At 59.9% G+C, this 16906-nt stretch carries 15 protein-coding genes and 1 pseudogene; 6 read left to right on the top strand and 10 right to left on the bottom strand.

What is annotated here, in order from left to right:
* Positions 1-49 precede the first annotated feature (49 nt).
* The 3 genes from V2B23_RS29650 to V2B23_RS29640 form a co-directional block, all read right to left on the bottom strand.
* A complete protein-coding gene (locus tag V2B23_RS29650) occupies positions 50-289 on the bottom strand; it encodes a hypothetical protein (protein ID WP_430953524.1) in 240 nt (79 codons plus the stop codon).
* A gap of 663 nt (positions 290-952) precedes the next feature.
* Complete coding sequence (locus V2B23_RS29645) at positions 953-1897, bottom strand: SigB/SigF/SigG family RNA polymerase sigma factor (RefSeq protein WP_430953523.1); 945 nt, start codon at positions 1895-1897, stop codon at positions 953-955.
* A 4-nt stretch (positions 1898-1901) separates the two neighbouring features.
* Entirely contained in the window at positions 1902-2042 is a 141-nt protein-coding gene (locus tag V2B23_RS29640) for a hypothetical protein (protein WP_430953522.1), read from the bottom strand.
* A 622-nt stretch (positions 2043-2664) separates the two neighbouring features.
* On the opposite strand from V2B23_RS29640, the gene V2B23_RS29635 reads away from it, so the two are divergent.
* Positions 2665-2901: an ANTAR domain-containing protein gene (locus V2B23_RS29635; RefSeq protein WP_430953521.1), complete on the top strand. Its 237-nt coding sequence runs from the start codon at positions 2665-2667 to the stop codon at positions 2899-2901.
* Between the two features lie 471 nt (positions 2902-3372).
* Here the strand turns inward: V2B23_RS29635 and V2B23_RS29630 are convergent, their stop codons facing one another.
* From V2B23_RS29630 to V2B23_RS29610, 5 genes are all read right to left on the bottom strand, one after another.
* Complete coding sequence (locus V2B23_RS29630) at positions 3373-3678, bottom strand: hypothetical protein (RefSeq protein ID WP_430953520.1); 306 nt, start codon at positions 3676-3678, stop codon at positions 3373-3375.
* A gap of 1923 nt (positions 3679-5601) precedes the next feature.
* The gene (locus V2B23_RS29625; protein ID WP_430953525.1) at positions 5602-5865 is read right to left on the bottom strand and encodes a cyclic-phosphate processing receiver domain-containing protein; all 264 of its coding nucleotides are present in this window, start codon (positions 5863-5865) and stop codon (positions 5602-5604) included.
* A 701-nt stretch (positions 5866-6566) separates the two neighbouring features.
* A complete protein-coding gene (gene tkt / locus V2B23_RS29620) occupies positions 6567-8687 on the bottom strand; it encodes a transketolase (protein ID WP_430953519.1) in 2121 nt (706 codons plus the stop codon).
* A 641-nt stretch (positions 8688-9328) separates the two neighbouring features.
* On the bottom strand, positions 9329-9610 hold the full coding sequence (locus V2B23_RS29615; protein WP_430953518.1) for a hypothetical protein: 282 nt from the start codon (positions 9608-9610) through the stop codon (positions 9329-9331).
* Entirely contained in the window at positions 9592-10242 is a 651-nt protein-coding gene (locus tag V2B23_RS29610) for a hypothetical protein (protein WP_430953517.1), read from the bottom strand. The genes V2B23_RS29615 and V2B23_RS29610 overlap by 19 nt, the downstream gene beginning before the upstream one ends.
* Positions 10243-10422: 180 nt before the next feature.
* Between V2B23_RS29610 and V2B23_RS29605 the strand changes: the two genes are divergently transcribed.
* From V2B23_RS29605 to ctaD, 5 genes and pseudogenes are all read left to right on the top strand, one after another.
* A complete protein-coding gene (locus V2B23_RS29605) occupies positions 10423-10788 on the top strand; it encodes a hypothetical protein (RefSeq protein ID WP_430953516.1) in 366 nt (121 codons plus the stop codon).
* A 260-nt stretch (positions 10789-11048) separates the two neighbouring features.
* Positions 11049-11216 (top strand): hypothetical protein, encoded by a 168-nt coding sequence (locus tag V2B23_RS29600; protein WP_430953515.1) that lies wholly within the window; start codon positions 11049-11051, stop codon positions 11214-11216.
* Positions 11217-11375: 159 nt separating this feature from the next.
* Positions 11376-11753, top strand: a complete 378-nt coding sequence (locus V2B23_RS29595) for a TA system antitoxin ParD family protein (protein WP_430953514.1) — start codon at positions 11376-11378, stop codon at positions 11751-11753.
* Positions 11750-11866: pseudogene (locus V2B23_RS29590) on the top strand (ATPase); the annotation flags it as partial. The gene V2B23_RS29595 and the pseudogene V2B23_RS29590, both read left to right, overlap by 4 nt.
* Positions 11867-12157: 291 nt before the next feature.
* Positions 12158-13930, top strand: a complete 1773-nt coding sequence (gene ctaD, locus V2B23_RS29585) for an aa3-type cytochrome oxidase subunit I (RefSeq protein WP_430953513.1) — start codon at positions 12158-12160, stop codon at positions 13928-13930.
* A gap of 917 nt (positions 13931-14847) precedes the next feature.
* Here ctaD and V2B23_RS29580 read toward each other — a convergent pair.
* Both V2B23_RS29580 and V2B23_RS29575 read right to left on the bottom strand, forming a co-directional pair.
* Entirely contained in the window at positions 14848-15354 is a 507-nt protein-coding gene (locus V2B23_RS29580) for a DUF1360 domain-containing protein (protein ID WP_430953512.1), read from the bottom strand.
* A gap of 921 nt (positions 15355-16275) precedes the next feature.
* Complete coding sequence (locus V2B23_RS29575; protein ID WP_430953511.1) at positions 16276-16731, bottom strand: hypothetical protein; 456 nt, start codon at positions 16729-16731, stop codon at positions 16276-16278.
* Positions 16732-16906: the final 175 nt, after the last annotated feature.

Below are 16906 nucleotides of genomic sequence, written 5' to 3'. Positions count from 1 at the left end.
GCTTCGACGCGAAGCCACGGTGAATCGCCCAGCAGTGGGGCGGAGAAATTCATTGGAAGGTGTACCGCCGGCGCATCGCGTCGAGAGCGCGTGTGTCCTCGTCGGTGAAGTTCGACGCATGCACCCACGTTAATGCCTGACGATAATCCTCACGGTATCGGTCCAGGTCCTCAGGCTTAAGTCCGGCGTATCGTCCCTCGGCCGGGCTTTTGCCGGGATCGGGTGCCCTTGTGAACTGGGCCAAGTACGCGGCGAGTGCAGCGGCGCGGCGACGACGGACTGCCGGCATGACGTTTTCACCTTTTCGTTCGAGTTATGAGAGTCGGTGAAGCAACGCGCGCACGCTTCTTACCGCACCTGAGGTCGGCGAGCCGCAGCTGCTCGTCACCTCGGAAGAGATTACAGCAATAAACTAGTTATCTGCGGAATCTGCTTGAGCGTTACAGCAGAAAGGGCTGCGCATCCTAGCTGCCAGCGTTGACGCCTGCGCATGGCCGGTGGAGCATTGTTTCGATTCCAGAAGAACGCGAAGCCGAGCGCGGTCCTTGGGACGCTCCTGACTGTTCGTTCTCGAAAGCTGCGGTCCCGGATTCAGGTTTCCTCGTGCGAGGTATGCGTATCGGGCAGCGTTGGTCACGGACGAAGGCCGCTCTTCCGACAACGGGACTGTCAGAGCCGAGGGCGACAGTAGGGAAGGTGCACTGCCTTCGGTTCGGTTCGGCTCACCGCGTGCCGCATTCACACGCTCGCGGCGGTGGGTTTCCTGCTGTGGTGCGAGCGCGAATCTTCGTCGTGTAGTTTTGAAGGCCGCCACAGACCCAATACAGTCGCAGGCCAAACGCATTCGCAGCTTCAACGAGCGTGTGGATGTGGTCGGCTCGGCGTCGCGGATGGGATTCCTCGGCACGCCAATTTTCGGACGTGGCGGGTGGAGTTATCTCGGCCGTACCTTTCAGGACGGGGATACGTTTAGTTCGGTACGCAATGTTGTGAGGGATTGGGTGAGAATGCGGGATACGTGCATTTGGGAGATCCCGAATTTTGCTGCGATTTCCGACTGGGTCAGTTCCCCGAAGAATCGGTAGAGCACGACGGCACGGGCGCGTTCGGAGAGTGCGAGCAGCGCCGGGCGGAGGGTTTCGTGATCGTCGATTGCGTCGAGTGCGGAGTCGTAGTCACCGATGACATCCTTGAGGAGGGCGCCGTCGGCGGACAGTGGGGCATCTAGGGACGCCGAATGGTACGAGCCGCCGACCGCGGTGATCTGCGCGATCTGATCGGGTTCGACACCGATCTCCGCGGCAAGTTCACCGGCGGTGGGTTCTCGTCCGAAGGTGTGGGTAAGTGAGCATCGCGCTTGCGTCAGTGCGAGATAATTTTCCTGCAACGCCCGGGGGACGTGTACGTCCCAGCCGAAGTCGCGAAAGTATCTGCGTATTTCGCCCATCACGGTAGGAACTGCGAATGAAACGAAATTCTTTCCTTTGCCCAAGTCGAATCGGTGGACCGCGTTGACCAGGGCGAAACTGGCTACTTGGACGAGGTCGTCATGGGGTTGGCCCCGGCCGCGGTAGCGCCTGGCGATGTTGTGTGCGAGGGGCAGGCACGCCACGATGATCTGCGAACGCAGGAGTTCGCGTTCGGGATCATCGGCTGGCAGTGAGGCGATGCGCGCGAACAGGTCGATGACGTGGGCGTAGTCGTCACCACCGCGACGGGTTATCGAGGGATCCGTGGATCTGCCGGGTCCAGGCGAACGTGGTTTAGCCTGTTGGTCGGCTTGCAGGTCGAGAGGGTGGGGCAGGCCGGCAGTCTTAGATGCTCGTTGTCGGGGCGGGGCCGAGGATCGTTCGGCGCTCGTGCGAAGCCGCGGTGTCAGCGTCAGGACTGGGGTCATCGGCTCACCTGACGCCTTCGGTCAACTCCGGCGTCATCGGATCTCCGAACATCAGGGCGATGCGTCGTTTGAGTTCGGCGATGCCCAAGGTCGTGCTCCCAGAATTGGCCGCGTGGTACTCGACGGTCGGGATAGTCGTCGTCATGGTGCTCCCTGGTTGTGCCGACGGTTCAGATGTGAGGTTTACGGTGCCTTAAATCTATACCACGGGATACAGATAATTGTTAGGTCCAAGCAGGGTATTGCGATTGCTCGTCGGCGCATGGGGAACAAGGTCGTGGGATCGTTCGCAAGGTCGGAAGAATGAAAGTTATTGCATTTGAAGCCCTTTCATACTTGCCGCGCTACAAAGTGCGTGTGATCTTCCATTGCGTCTGAGGGGTTTGTGCTACTTGGCTAATGTGAAATCTGTGTGGACAGCATTATGTTTTCGTCGTGCGTGTTGGACTTTCCTGTTGCTGCGCGCTCGCGCATGCTGGGTGAGCGCACGGTCGCGAAGGGGCGGGCACCGTGAGACGAGTGGGGTTCGCGGACCGGATGCGGGCACGAGCGTCGAGAGGCACAGGGGGAGAGCGACCTGGACATATGACTGAATGACACGACCATGAAAGTGCGCTACAACTGGAGCACCCAGCAAAACGTGATCCAGCCCACAGGACATACGGTGGGGTGGGAAACCGAACTGTTTCGAGTCGAAGGAGCTCGCTCTGACCATTACGGAAACACCTGCGCCCCGGGTCGAACGCCGCCCGGCAGACGTCCGTGACGTGCTCGCTGTCGCGAAAGGGATCCTGATCGCCGGGCGGGGATACACGGATCCTCAAGCGTTCGACGAACTCCTCGACGTGGCTAGGCGCCACCATCTCACGGTGGTGGCTACGGCCCGCGCCCTGATCGATCGAGCAACTGGTATCCCACTCTCGAAGCACTTCCAGGGGGACACTTTCGGCGAATGGGACACCCTGATCAGTGCGCTACCACCTCGCCAGCCTGCCGATCGGTGACTGGCAGACCGACGCCTGACCCGTCCACTTCCTCGTAGTGCAGCGACATTGTCATCTCTCTAAACTCCGGGACAATAACAGCGAAGTCCACTACAGGAACCGTCGGCGTGGAGCTACTAGCTTTGCGGGATCCGCTCACATCACATCGATGACGCATTCCCCGCTGACCAACCTTTGCAGGCCCGACTCTGCCAGGCCGCACTATGTCGGAAGTCGTTGCCCTGTAAGGGTTCGGATGTCGGAAGGCGTTGTCTGTAAAGGTTCGGCGCGAATTTTGATCACATGGCTCGCGAGCATCCTGATGTAAGGCCTCGACCTACTAGGCGTGGTAAAGATTGCGGAAACCCGGAGGTGACTGTGCTAATCCGATCCCGCTGGTCGGCGAACCCAATGGAGGCGACGCGAACGTCCTACCGTTCTGAGGTGAAACCATTTGATTCAATTGCCGAGTGCGTCAAGCGATTCCGACTTTTATTGCGGGACAATGACGTTTTCGCGGTTGGCGGCTCGCAGCGCTGTGATCGCTCGATGCTGTTCGATTCGGATCCGGTGAGCGGTGCTGGCCAAGGCGACAGAAACGTCATCGATGTGTAGGGCGCTGATTGTGCGCAGTGCGAGGATGTCGCGTTCTCGGACGGTGAGTGCCCGGCCTGCGGGAAAACCGACAGTGGATGAACCGAAATCGGAGGTTCGTCTGACCTCTTCGATGGCTTGTGCCGTGCATTCGTAGACCTTCGGCGAGTGCGGGGCGCAGACCTGGGCGTGCGATGAGCGCATGAAGAAACTTTCGGCAGGATTGCCGCGCGGCGGATTCGCGCAGATGTCGCGGCAGTGCAACAGCGGTGAGGACGTCGACGACCGGCCAGGTTGCGCTGAGAAAGCGAGATAGGGCGCCCCTTTCGCCGGAGGTGAGTGAATCGGCCAGGCCGTCGACACGGTCGCTGATGGGGCTGAGGGCGTTGGAGGAGGGCATGTGCTCGTTGGGGAGCTTTCTGTTGTGCGCTGGGGCGACGCGAACACACCGTAGTCGTCGTAGTGCACGGGAATTACGTAGTCGGGTGAGATCAGCTGCACCGCCTTCGCGCCCTGAACCCCGTCCATGGTCACGGTTAAGCCCCACGGAGACTTGCGTCCGAACGGCAATGTCGTTCCGCCGAGATGAAAGACACCGGCATGAATGTGTGGAAACCGCCGGGGGATCTCCGTCAAGTCATCCACGACGAGCGTGTCGCCCGACACGTACATCCGAAATTCTACCGGCCCACTGCCTGAACCGAATTCGCAGGCGGTCAACGGCATTTAACACAAAAATGGTCCCACCCTCGCAATGAGGATGAGACCATTGTGCTGTCAGTCTTTCGCCGGCGGCGGCGTGTACATCGCCTCGGGCTTTCTGGGAGTAGGACGGTGCCGGGTTGACCTTCGTCGGGGTCGGGTTCGAATGCCATACAGGCGAGTATCTCGAGTGTCGTCATGTGAACTGCATCACGAACAGTTTACGTTTCAACTGTCTCGGGTAGTAGGTGGTTGGACCACCGGAATGTTCCCCCCCCCGACCTTTCCGGCGGGCCACCTGTTCTGCGCGCCTGTCCCCCGACAGTTCGGGCGCGCACGGTCCGCCGACTGGATGTTCACAACTTAAGGTCGGCGGACCACCTGGCCCACCGCACTTCGGTTCCACATAGCTCTGGTGGGCCTTTGATCTGCGCGTCACCCTTGGTCGGGTTTGTGGCGCGCTCAGATCCGCTCCGGTCTACGAGTGAGGGGGCCGGAGCGGATCCCTGTAACTGCGCGCCCCTGAGGTGGGCTTGGTCGGGCACACACGGCCCAACCGGACGAGCGGGCTGCTAGGTCGGGTGGACCTCTTGAGAACACAATGCCCCGCGCCGGATCTCGGAGCGGGGTCGTGGGTCGTTCGAAGAGCCGTCGGACTGACAAGCCTTCCGGTCCCGGCTACCGGTACGTAAATGGTGAGGGTCAGATTCCGCCGGTACGTTCGTTCACGCACCGCCGCAAGGAGTTGACAGCACAGCTCCCCGGTGGGGCGTCAGGCCCCGCCGGATTTCAGTCCCCCCGCTCGTCCAGTGGGGCCTGTTCGGGTCCATCCAACGCACAAAACGCCCCGCACCTGACGGATCAGGGCAGGGCATAGTGAGCAATTCTGGGCGGGATCATTGGACCGATCAGGAAATCCACTCCCAGCCAGCGTTGCTCAATTCGTGGGCGTCGCACAGCCATATCTCCACCGAGGCTTCCGGCGGTTCGACTTGTCCAAGCTGACGGATGCCCTTTGCGTCGCCTCCGAGCCTTCTTGTCGCAGTTGCGGTGCAGTTCTTAACGGCGCAGGCGGGGGGATTTATACGTGAAGCAATTCTGGGCGGGTGAGATCAAGCGCGAGCCCCGGGACCTACTTCCCTACCATCGGAGACACTGTGGCACACTTCTAGCTATGTGGTGGATTGTCGGAATTATCGCTATCGGGATCGTCGTGGGTACGTTAACTGCAGTTTGGGTAGGTCGAGCAATCAGCCACGCTGATCAGAAGGAATCAGGCGCCGAACTGCGTCGTGCGCCGACGGTCGAGGAGAAACCGAACCGTTGCCGAGAGTAGCGCTTGATCAGTCATGCCTAAACACTAGCGGAAAATCCAGTCAGGCTAGCGGTAACCTCACCATCGCTGACCGGGCAAATTCTGGGCGGCTACCTGCGGTACCGATCCATCATTCTGGTCAGCCATTCGACACCTGCCGGACTGGCGTTGTGAATACGAATCTCCCGTGGCCACATTCTGTTTTCGCGCATCCAGCGGATGACCAAATGTGTGCCGTCCCTGCCGCCGAGGTTGTAGCCGAGGGAGAGCCGTTCCACCATGCCGAAACAGAGTGCGTCGATAGCCCCCGAACTGGTCTTCGCCCACACCCACCCATCGGGCGGTTTTCGTAAGCTATCAACCCAGAGGTCCATTATGTAGCCGAGCCTGTGATCGATCGCATTGCTAACCATCTCCGAAAAGGAGGGAGAAGTCCACCACCGAAGTTGGGCGAGTCGCAAGTGCTGTCGGTCCCGAATTCTGGGGGCGTTAGTCGGTCAAGGCGAGCGACCTAAAAAATTCGTCCCAACATGCTGCGTGTAAGTAAGAGTGCATCGAGTTTCGATTTCGAACCCACCGGTTACATAAGTCGTGGCGATACGGGACACGAGGTTTCGCCGCACCGATAGTGGGTCTCCACGCTGTGTGCTCAACGCGGATGGTGGCAAGGCCCCAACTCCCCTCGATGGGAGTGGCGGCATCGTTCATTTAAGTGAAATCCCCCGACATGGAGAAATCCTGAACGACAACGGTTCCTGTGGGCAAACCCCGCGCATAAAACACGATCTGCGCACCACGCCCAAGTTTGGCGCCATCAACCAAACGATCAGAAATAACAGGCATATCTACTCCTCGGGATTCAGCGGTCTATGTGTCGATGTCAGCCACAGTGGGTGTGGTGGTTCAGCCATGGTTTTGTTCTCCTAGTTGAGTGTTGTTGGCGCTGTTGTTGTTTCGGCCTGCGGACTGAATGTCCGGTCGTGCATGAAAGTCTCGCCCGGATATGAAGGCCGACGTTAGAACGGCGTCCTTGGCGTGAGCAGCGACGTGGAGGAAACCAGGTTTATCACTGCGACTATCTGGCCTTCGGAAACAGTTCAGCCTTCACGTTTGCGATCGAGCGGCGCGCTGCTCGGACGACGGCATCTGCGGTGAACCCGTACTCGCGGAACAGCGTTTCGAAATCAGCAGACTCGCCGAAGTGCTCAAGTGACACTGTTTCACCGAAACTTCCGACGATCGGGTGCCAAGGCATCGCGATACCAGCCTCGATCGATACCCGTGCCGCGACTTCAGGTGGCAGTACCTCGTCGCGGTAGCTTCGATCCTGACTCTCGAACCACTCGACGCAGGGCATGGACACCACTCGTGCACCGATCCCTTGCTTTTCGAGTTCCGTCCGCGCATCGACTGCGAGTTGAAGTTCGGAACCGGTGGCTACCAGAATGACATCCGGTTTATCTCCGGTTGCGTCGGTCAGGACGTATCCGCCTTTCGAGACCCCGTCATAATCGGTGCCCGCAAGAATTGGAAGCCCTTGGCGCGTCAACACCAAACCTACCGGCCCGCTACTGCTGGACCTTGCGAGCACTGCCTGCCACGCGAACGTCGTCTCGTTGGCGTCGCCGGGACGCACGACGCTCAAGTTCGGTATGGCTCGCAACGCGGCGAGATGTTCCACAGGTTGATGAGTCGGTCCGTCTTCGCCGAGGCCGACCGAGTCGTGGGTCCACACATAGATGACATCGATGTCCATCAACGACGCGAGCCGCACCGCCGGTCGCATGTAGTCACTGAACTGCAGGAAGGTGCCGCCGTACGCACGCGTTGGGCCGTGCATGACGATGCCGCTGAGAACAGCCGCCATCGCGTGCTCCCGAACCCCGAAATGCAGTGTGCGGCCATATGGCTCAGCATCCCACTTAGCTGTCGAAATCGACCTCGGCCCAAACGAGGGGGCGCCGGAGATCGTAGTGTTGTTGCTGCCTGCGAGGTCGGCGGACCCTCCCCAAAGTTCTGGCAATACAGGCCCGACGGCGTTCAGGACTGCTCCGGATGCTTGGCGCGTCGCCATAGTCTTGCTCCCCGCTTCCCACCTGGGCAAGACTTCGGTCCACCCGTCGGGGAGAGCGCCCGCGGTCAGTCGATCTAGCAACTTCTTGCGCTCTGGCTCACGAACTGCCCATGCCTCGAACTCGACGTTCCAACTGTCGTGTTCCTTTCGGCCCCGTTTCTGGAGGCTGCGAGTGTGAGTAAGTACGTCCTCGCTCACCTCGAAATGTGCATCCGGGTCGAAACCGAGCACCTGCTTCACTTTGACGATCTCTTCGGCGCCCAAAGCGGCGCCATGGGCTGCACCGGTGTTCATCAGCGTTGGTGCAGGGAACCCGATGACAGTGCGCACCAGAATGATCGACGGTTTGTCGGTGACACCTTTCGCGGCCTCGATCGCTTCTTCGATGGCAGTGACGTTCTCGCCACCCGGTACCACTTGCACGTGCCAGTGGTATGCCGCGTAGCGCGCGGCTGTGTCCTCGGAGAATGCGATGTCGGTCGCGTCCTCGATGGAGATCTTGTTGTCGTCGTAGAACAGGATGAGATTGCCCAGCTGTTGGGTGCCCGCGAGTGACGACGCTTCGGAAGTGATTCCCTCTTGGATGTCGCCGTCGGACGCGATGACGTAGATGAAGTGATCGAACGGGCTCTCGCCGACCGGGGGATTCGGGTCGAACAGCCCACGTTCGCGCCGTGATGCCATGGCCATTCCGATCGCCGATGCCAAGCCCTGTCCGAGAGGCCCTGTGGTGATTTCGACTCCGTCGGTGTGACGAAATTCGGGGTGTCCCGGCGTCTTCGACCTCCAGGTGCGAAGCGTCTTTATGTCTTCGAGCTCAAGGCCGAAACCACCCAGATACAACTGCAGATACAACGTGAGACTGGAGTGCCCGCATGAGAGTACGAACCGGTCGCGCCCGATCCACGTGGTATCGGTCGGGTCGTGGCGCATCGTGCGTTGAAAAAGGGTGTAGGCCAAGGGTGCCAGACTCATCGCCGTGCCGGGATGACCGTTTCCGACCTTTTGTACCGCGTCAGCGGCGAGAACTCGTACGGTGTCGACCGCTCTCGAGTCGAGGTCCGTCCAACTACTCGGATGATGTGCTGCGGTGAGGATGTCGATGTCATCTGTGAACGACACGAGTAGATCTCCTGACGCTGGTCTCGGTGGACGTAGGCGGGTGGTCTCGCCACATGTTCGGTGAGTCGAGTGGACACGTCGAGACAGGTGCCATCGGAAACTCCTTACAGCTGAACGTGCCCGGCAGCGAGACACAGATACCCGCCTGGGAGGGTTCGAAACGCCGTCAACCCTGATCACCTCACGCCCGGGGAGCGGACTGATTACACGCGCCCAACCCGCGGAAGGCGCGGACCCGCGCCTTCCATATGCAGTCCGCGGGACTTCGAGGTTGTGCATTGCAGAGTCAATTTCGTGCTCCGCAACGGGGCACGACGCCTCGGCGCTTCCCGCCGACAGGTTCCGCGAATTGTAAGTGCCTACGCGCAGGGGTACATGATCGATCACGACGCACTCTTCGCGGCGGCCGTCGAAGCCACGCTCGCGGATCGGTGTGGGTTTCCTTCGTTCTATCGCGAAGGGCTCTGTCTGTGCCGCTGTGCCGCTGTGCCGTTGTGTCGCCGGAGTAGAGGACAAACTGTGACGGGCAATGGAACAAACCCGGCTCACCTCTAGCGAATCGGAGGGGAACCGCGTCTCGTTCGGGCGGGTTCAGAAGTGACGTTCGAGTGCGGCGAGTGTGGCCGCATCCATAGCCCCGGTCAACTGTGTGTCATCGAGGCCGACGGGAAGCAATGAGCCGACAGCAAGATGGCCTGAATGTTCTCGGAGGTGTGCGATGTTGGCAACGGTTTTCCCCGGCCCGCCGAGATGAAGACGAGAGTCGGATTGGCCGGATACTCACTCGCATCGTGGTCTGTGTGGCTCGGCAGTACGCGCTGAACGCCGCCGTGAAGCGCGGTGAGGTACGAGTAGTGGTCGGCTGCCGCCACCTCACCCAGGTACTGGGCCAGAGCGTTGGGGTTCACGACGTGCGCTGGCATCGACGATTCTTCAAGGTGGTGCCATCTTTGGAGCCGAACAGTATTGCAGTGCTCGCACGGGTAGCCGTCTCTGCGAGTGGAGTACCCGTTGCTCGGGCGCAGATGGTCTCGCGCACGGCATCGATCACGCGCGTGAAGTCGGCGTCGATGTAATGGTCTTCCCGCTCGGGGGCGGGAACACGTGCGTCGAGGGATTCAGACCAGAACCGCAGTATCTGGTTCCGGGCGAGATGATGTGTGTTGTGGAATCGATCGCTTACCTTGGGCGGTGCGAGGGTTTCTGTCTGCATGTGGGGTGGTGTCCACGGATTCGACAACGTGATCGCCCAGCCCTGCCTCCCGGACGGAAGGATCATTCCAGCTGGTTGACCGAGAAGGTCAAAGACGATTTCGCTTCCGATCTCGGCGTCGTTGAGGTTGCTCAGATTCAGCGGTGACAATTCCTCGAACGTCACCTCTTCATTGCGCAGATAATGCGTAATGCGGATGCGTTCGTTCCGATCAGCACTTGTCCGGGCTTGCTGGGCCGCGACTTGCGCGTCGCCAGGTTTGGTGGTGTCGAGAAGTACTGTGGATGTTCCCGATCGATGTGAAGTTACGACGTAGCGGTTTCTGCGTATCTTCGCGAACATGAGGCCAGTGTAGGTATTGACATCGAGACTGTTTGCGACTGCTCGAGTTCAGATCCCCAGGTGAGGTAGTCGGTCGAGGAGAAGCGAAAACCGCGTGCCGTTCTCGGTCTACGGCGCGGTCGCACACCTTCGGGCTGTGCGGATCTGCGACGACACCTCGGTGATGTCTCCCGAGTGAGAATGTCCGACACCGCAGCCGCCCCAGGATCGGGCACCGGCACCGGCACCGGCCCCTGCATCGGTCTCGATTGGGGCTGGTCCATTTTCGCCACCACCTCGGACGGCCATATGCTCGGACATGGCTGCTGCACACGACTCACCGGTTACGACCGCGCGATCACCGCACTTCAGAAAGCGCTCTCCCGCAACGGCGTCAAGTTTCGGGCCTCCCAGCGGTGGCGCACTCTGACGCGTCGGATCCGTGGGTGGGTGCGCAGCGAGACCGGCCGTGTCCTGAACGGGTTGGTTGCCGTAGACGTTCGGTCTATTGTCAATCTTGTTGGTCGACAAGTGGTTATGACAATTTCTGACAGCGTGACGTATTGACGGGCCAGTCGAACCGTTCCTTCGATGCATCTCAAAAGCCCTATATATTTGGTGCGAGTCATTCTTGTCGGCCGAGCAGGCGTGGGTGAAGGTTCTGCTCGACCGAGGGCGGGTGCGAGATGCATCGTCTGTGCCACGTGCAAAGGTCTCGTCGAGGCAGCACCGAAGGCTTCAGGATGATTCGGCGCGCCTTCTGGAGTTGTCTACGCAATCAGGGGACAGTAAGGACAGTTCCTGTCTGTGCTGACGGGACTGATCACGTGCCGGGCGCTCTCCCATCCGCGCCCGGCACGGTCCGCGTCCAGGAGATCCTTCTTCGTGCCGCGGAGGCGCGCGGGGTTGCCGACTTCGGCGGCGGCGACGTCTTCGGCGGGTTGGACCGAAACCTCGGACGGTCCCGCGCACAGCGAATGCTGCTTCGGTGCTGACGGAGTGAATTTTGCAGAGTTCGTTGCCGTTGGAGGAGTTGAGGAGGCTGCGGACTTGGTGTTGTAGCGAGTTGCGGTCCCTTTCGCGATATCGACGCGGTCCAGTAGCGGTAGCACCGGGCAGTTTCTATTGTGGATGGTGTTATCGAAGGAGGATCCATGGCAGAAGGCGGCGACAAGGTCACCAGGTTCTCCTCGGAACTCGTGGACGCTGCGGCAGCCGAAGGGGAGCGGGAACACCGCTCGGCACGCCAGCAGCTCGAGCACTGGGCCCGGGTGGGGCGCGAGGTGTCTAACCAGCGGCGGGTCGCCCGCCGCCGTGTCGAGGCAGCCCTCGCCGGCCGGCAACCACTGCGCGCGCTCACAGCAAAGGAAGGCACTGTGTTCAACGCCGAGATCGCGGCCACACTCGAAGAATCCCTCGCGACCGGCAACCACGTTGCCGACCGCGCTGCGCAGGGCCGCGCAACGGTTGTGCTCGACGAACAGGGTCGCGTCGTCAAGCACTTACCGGACGGCATCCAGATTGTCCTATGAGACGTCTCGATCTCGTCGTCGGCCCGAACGGCGCCGGCAAATCGACGTTCGTCGAGCAGCGCCTCGCGCCTCTGCTGCCGAACAGCGTCTTCGTCAACGCCGATGTGATCGCCATGCACGACGCCTACCCGCGCGTGCGATCTCCTTCAATCGGAGAAGGCCGAAGCGCATCACAAATTAATCGATGTGAGTTTGCGCTGGACCCGCCCTCGACAGAGCCCCAGGTGTACACGCGAGTCTTCGGCGACATAACCACCCTGCGGTCAGGGAGGTTGTCACTCACAACAACATGGAACGACTGAGGACGAGATGCGATCCTGGCGGCTCCGGTGCAGCTGTTTGTCCTCCTCCAACCTCGGGTAAAGGTTCGCAGGAACGCTTTTTATTGGTGAGAGAAGGAAGTCATGACCGCCACACCGGTACGACTGGTCCGCAGCCGCCGGCCCTATCCGGCACGTCACCTCAGGCGAGGCGAGACTCTCGTCGATCTCCTGACGACCACAGACCCGAAAAAGCTGGGCTTGATGTACCTTTTCACGGCCTTCAGCTTCTTCCTGATCGGTGGCCTCATGGCGTTGCTGATGCGCGCCGAACTCGCCGTACCGGGGCTGCAGTTCTTGTCCAACGAGCAGTACAACCAGTTGTTTACCATGCACGGCACGATCATGCTGCTGCTGTACGCGACGCCGATCGTTTTCGGATTCGCCAATTACATTCTCCCGCTGCAGATCGGGGCACCGGATGTCGCCTTTCCACGGTTGAATGCGTTGAGCTACTGGCTGTATCTCTTCGGTGCGCTGATCACGATTGGTGGTTTTGTGACGCCCGGTGGCGCAGCCGATTTCGGATGGACGGCCTACACACCATTGTCCACCGACACGTTCTCGCCCGGCATAGGCGGAAACTTGTGGATCACGGGCCTCGCTTTGACAGGTTTAGGCACCATTCTCGGCGCAGTCAACATGATCACGACCGTCATCTGTTTACGTGCCCCAGGAATGACGATGTTCCGCATGCCGATCTTCACCTGGAACATCTTCATCACCTCAATCCTGATCTTGATCGCGTTTCCGATACTCACCGCCGCCCTCATGGGACTGCTCGCAGACCGAAATCTCGGTGCGAATATCTACGACCCGAGTACTGGGGGCGCGATCTTGTGGCAGCATTTGTTCTGGTTCTTCGGTCACCCCGAGGTCTACATCGTGGCACTGCCCTTTTTCGGTATCGTCACCGAGATTCTTCCGGTATTCAGTCGCAAACCGATCTTCGGATACAGCGGCCTGGTATATGCCACCTTTGCCATCGCAGCATTGTCCATCGCGGTGTGGGCGCACCATATGTTCGCCACCGGCGCTGTTCTGTTGCCGTTCTTTTCGTTCATGACCTTCCTGATCGCGGTGCCCACCGGTGTCAAATTTTTCAACTGGATCGGCACAATGTGGAAGGGTCAGTTGACTTTCGAGTCACCCATGCTGTTTTCCATCGGCTTTTTGGTCACGTTTCTGTTCGGCGGACTGACGGGGATCATCCTTGCGAGCCCGCCACTCGACTTCCATGTCCACGACAGTTATTTCGTGGTGGCCCATTTCCACTACGTTCTGTTCGGCACGATTGTGTTCGCGACGTTCGCGGGCATCTACTTCTGGTTCCCGAAGATGACCGGCCGAATGTTGGACGAGCGTTTAGGCACCTGGCACTTCTGGACAACCTTCGTCGGGTTCCACGGTACGTTTCTCGTGCAGCACTGGTTGGGCGCTGAAGGTATGCCTCGTCGGTATGCCGACTATCTTCCCTCCGACCACTTCACGGTGCTGAACTCGGCCTCGACAATATTCGCCTTTGTTCTCGGTGCATCGACGGTTCCATTCGTGTGGAACGTCTTCAAGAGCTTTCGATATGGCGAAGTCGTCACCGTCGACGATCCGTGGGGGTTCGGAAATTCCCTCGAGTGGGCCACCACCTGCCCTCCTCCGCGGCACAACTTCACCGAACTGCCGCGAATCCGATCCGAACGCCCTGCCTTCGAGTTGCACTATCCACACATGGTCCAACGAATGCGCACTGAAGCACACGTCAGCCCGCGCGGGCATTCCGCAAGTGCACTGGGCTTGCAGGACACTGCCGATCGTTCCTCGGACTCGGGACCTCGACCAGAACGTCAGCATCCCGAATGAACTGCTCGTAGACGTCTTCCGGTCGGAATCGACTGCACTGGAAGAGTTTTCCAGCAGGAATCGCCAGTGGTTTTGCCGCGAAGATCGCGATCATCCAGAGCTTGTCGACGACACCATTCTTGGTGCCGATCGACGCTGACGCCGTGCGCCGGGGGCCAGTCATGGATTGCGGACACGTCGGGAGGGGAGCCCAAAGCCCAACGACCTTGACCGGCTGGGGTGCCGCCGAAAAATGCCACAGAGTTCCGCGTGCTCCGCATACTCCTCGCCGAAGAGCGAATTCGGGGCGATGGCGCGGATTAGGACTGCAACGGTGGAGTATCGCCTGAACATGACTGATGTTGCGCCACACAAGATCCGTCGAAATGGGCGCGGTGGCTTACACAGAAGGCCCAGGTTACCTCCATCACCGAGGCCTTACACCAGCGATCACGACACTGCCGCCCGTGGACACGTTGACGGCTGAACGGTGTCGGTGATGAGTGTCGACTCGATCGGTTGCCCAGGGAGCGCGTATTGACGCGCGCTCATCCCCGACCAAACGCAGTGGGCAGCGCGGCGGTATTCCGATCTCTTGCGAAGGTCCGTCGTGGGCCACCGATTCGTGGTGGAGGAGTCGGTGGAAATTTCCTGCCGCCGCTAGCGACGAGCACCCGCGGACATGCAGTCGCTGCGCGGCTTAGACAGATGGAGCTTACGGGTGTAAAACTACATCAAATGGCGATCGATCGAGCCGTGAAAGTTGTTCGGGGAGCGTATGCCGAAGCCGAAATCGTCTGGGTGTGGCTGTGAATCGAACACCGTGAGGGCGGCACATCCGATCGTGTACGGGTCTCTAGAAAAGCCGATAGTCGGTGGCCACGCCCCCCCCGAGACAATATTCCTGCAACCGTACCGAATAGGCCGCGGTTTAGTGCCTAGCCTTCGGCAAGTTCTTGTGCCTTGGCATAGGCAAGTTGAAAGAAATCTGCGCCGACCCATACTGCGAGTGAGTTGACCACTACATGCGTGAGTCGGGGCGCGAAGATCCGGGCAACCGTGAACCCGGTGACGGCCCAGAGATCCATGCAGAACGGGCATGTGAGGAGAGTTCCTATGCTGCGACGCAATCCGCTACGCCCGGAGGGCGTTTCGGATACTTCGCCAGGACCCCCGTCACCGGCTTTCCGGGTGACCGGTGTTCGAATCGGCCTGGCTATTTCGGCTTTGGTGAGCGTGCGAGCGAGTTTGTGGCTGGCCGCCGCCGTCATCAGGATATCTTTGCCACTCATCGCCTCGGGCAGTGTTCGATTCGTCGCGGCAGCCACTGCGACCACAGATGCGACCAGGAATCCGTAAACGGCCAATATTGCCGCGTGCCCACCCAACAGCTGTCGTACATCTTCATCTTCAGGATTGTCGCGTTCTTGATTTCGATCGTTCATGAGGCTCCGCATGTCCAGCTTGCAATGGGTTCGCTTTGGTGACCGCACCCTGGCATCAGGCACTCGTTGTTCGGGTCAGGAATGGGTGGATCCACCGGCGCCACACATTCGATGCGCCGGTAGGTGCGCATCGGACCTTCGTGATGCACGTTCTCTGCCGACCACCTTCCGACGAGTGACAGCCAACAAGCGGATTGTTTACGACGGTCCGCACGCTCGTGAGTCGTTCGCCGCGGCACTTGTATATCCGGTCGTCTCGAATGAGAAACATTCAAACGCCTTTTTTGGGGGGGCGGCTATTCGTATCGTCCGATTCGCTGGTCGACCTTGTGATGTTAGGGCATGTCGACGCAGAAGCTGTCGCGCGACGAGGGCGCGGGTGACGCTCCCACCGAAAATTCCCGGTGCCGATAGTTCGGGAAGCGGCAGCAACTGGATTCGACTCACCATGTGCGAAATGTCAACTGCTGCCGTTGGTGAGAACTTAGGCGGAGTCACGCGTTCCTTCGCGGATTCGCCAACGGTAGTCCCGGGTGTTCGCGCTTTACCGAGGGTGATGGTGGCGGACTACGAGGCGTGGCTTGCGTTTATGCTGACTGCAGATTTGAGTATCACACGCTGAAGTGGCGGGGATCCAATTCGGCGTCTGTGTTATCGACATGGGTATCCGTGTGTGGTCAAGGACTTCGGAGGTTCATCCCTTTTCCCCGTCGGAAGTCTGCCGACGCGAGACTTTCATGGTAGGTCCGGGTTCAGTGCGAGGTCATCGTTCCGCAGGTGCCGGAGCCGTCGAATGCCCTTGTCACGTAGGAGTTGCCTCGTCGTTGTGTTCGTCGATGATTTTCATTGGGTGAGCGTCTCTTCGGCCCTGCAATCTGCCGTTGGTGCCAGCAGTGGCGCCATGTAGCCGGAGAGATTCGATCAGCGTCGTATGGTCACGTCGATCGGAACAAATGCGGAGGCGGAGCAGTTCGGCGAAGGGTCATCGGGGGTCGGTTGCACGCCATCCGGATCGGCTTCGGGTCTGCTACCTTGCTCACCGTTCAGTGCGCCGAGAATCTCGTCGACAAACGCGCGTAACAACGCTAGGAGTGTCGGAACGTGTCCGGCAAGAACCGCGAGAAGCTCGTGTTGTTCGCCTCGGATCGCGGCAGCAAGGGCGCAGACCGGGCACCAGTTGCAACCGCTGGAGGGAGGTAGTTCTTCGGCTACCGTTGTCGATGTTCGGTCTGTGTGCTGCTGTCCTTCGGCGAACTCAGCGAGCGTCGAGTCGAGCTGTGCCAGAACATAATCCGCCCACAACCGAAAGTCCGCAAGGAGATGGGTGTAATCGTCTGGGCGGGTGTGGTGTTTGTCGCGCTCGCGGTGTTCGGTCACTGCCTTTCCTCTTTCAGCGCCATTCGATGACCGTTTGGCTGAACCTTTCGAGCAGGCCGTCCGGTCCGGTCAGTGAATCGCACCGGCGAGTCCGGAGACTTTGATGTACCCCGAGTTTTCCGGAGTTCGTTTGTTTTACTTCAGGCATTGATGCACCCGAGAGAGGTTCACGATG

It is taken from the genome of Rhodococcus sp. 24CO (assembly GCF_050586165.1).
In the GTDB taxonomy this organism is placed as follows: Bacteria; Actinomycetota; Actinomycetes; order Mycobacteriales; family Mycobacteriaceae; genus Rhodococcus_F.
Note: the sequence above shows the minus strand (reverse complement) of the source record. Positions and strands in the feature narration are given on the sequence as shown.

Coding starts and splice junctions, on each gene's coding strand:
- V2B23_RS29650 (WP_430953524.1), bottom strand. CDS start 289: ATGCCGGCAGTCCGTCGTCGCCGCGCCGCTGCACTCGCCGCGTACTTG.
- V2B23_RS29645 (WP_430953523.1), bottom strand. CDS start 1,897: ATGACCCCAGTCCTGACGCTGACACCGCGGCTTCGCACGAGCGCCGAA.
- V2B23_RS29640 (WP_430953522.1), bottom strand. CDS start 2,042: ATGACGACGACTATCCCGACCGTCGAGTACCACGCGGCCAATTCTGGG.
- V2B23_RS29630 (WP_430953520.1), bottom strand. CDS start 3,678: ATGCGCTCATCGCACGCCCAGGTCTGCGCCCCGCACTCGCCGAAGGTC.
- V2B23_RS29625 (WP_430953525.1), bottom strand. CDS start 5,865: ATGGACCTCTGGGTTGATAGCTTACGAAAACCGCCCGATGGGTGGGTG.
- V2B23_RS29615 (WP_430953518.1), bottom strand. CDS start 9,610: ATGCCAGCGCACGTCGTGAACCCCAACGCTCTGGCCCAGTACCTGGGT.
- V2B23_RS29610 (WP_430953517.1), bottom strand. CDS start 10,242: ATGTTCGCGAAGATACGCAGAAACCGCTACGTCGTAACTTCACATCGA.
- V2B23_RS29605 (WP_430953516.1), top strand. CDS start 10,423: ATGTCCGACACCGCAGCCGCCCCAGGATCGGGCACCGGCACCGGCACC.
- V2B23_RS29595 (WP_430953514.1), top strand. CDS start 11,376: ATGGCAGAAGGCGGCGACAAGGTCACCAGGTTCTCCTCGGAACTCGTG.
- ctaD (WP_430953513.1), top strand. CDS start 12,158: ATGACCGCCACACCGGTACGACTGGTCCGCAGCCGCCGGCCCTATCCG.
- V2B23_RS29580 (WP_430953512.1), bottom strand. CDS start 15,354: ATGAACGATCGAAATCAAGAACGCGACAATCCTGAAGATGAAGATGTA.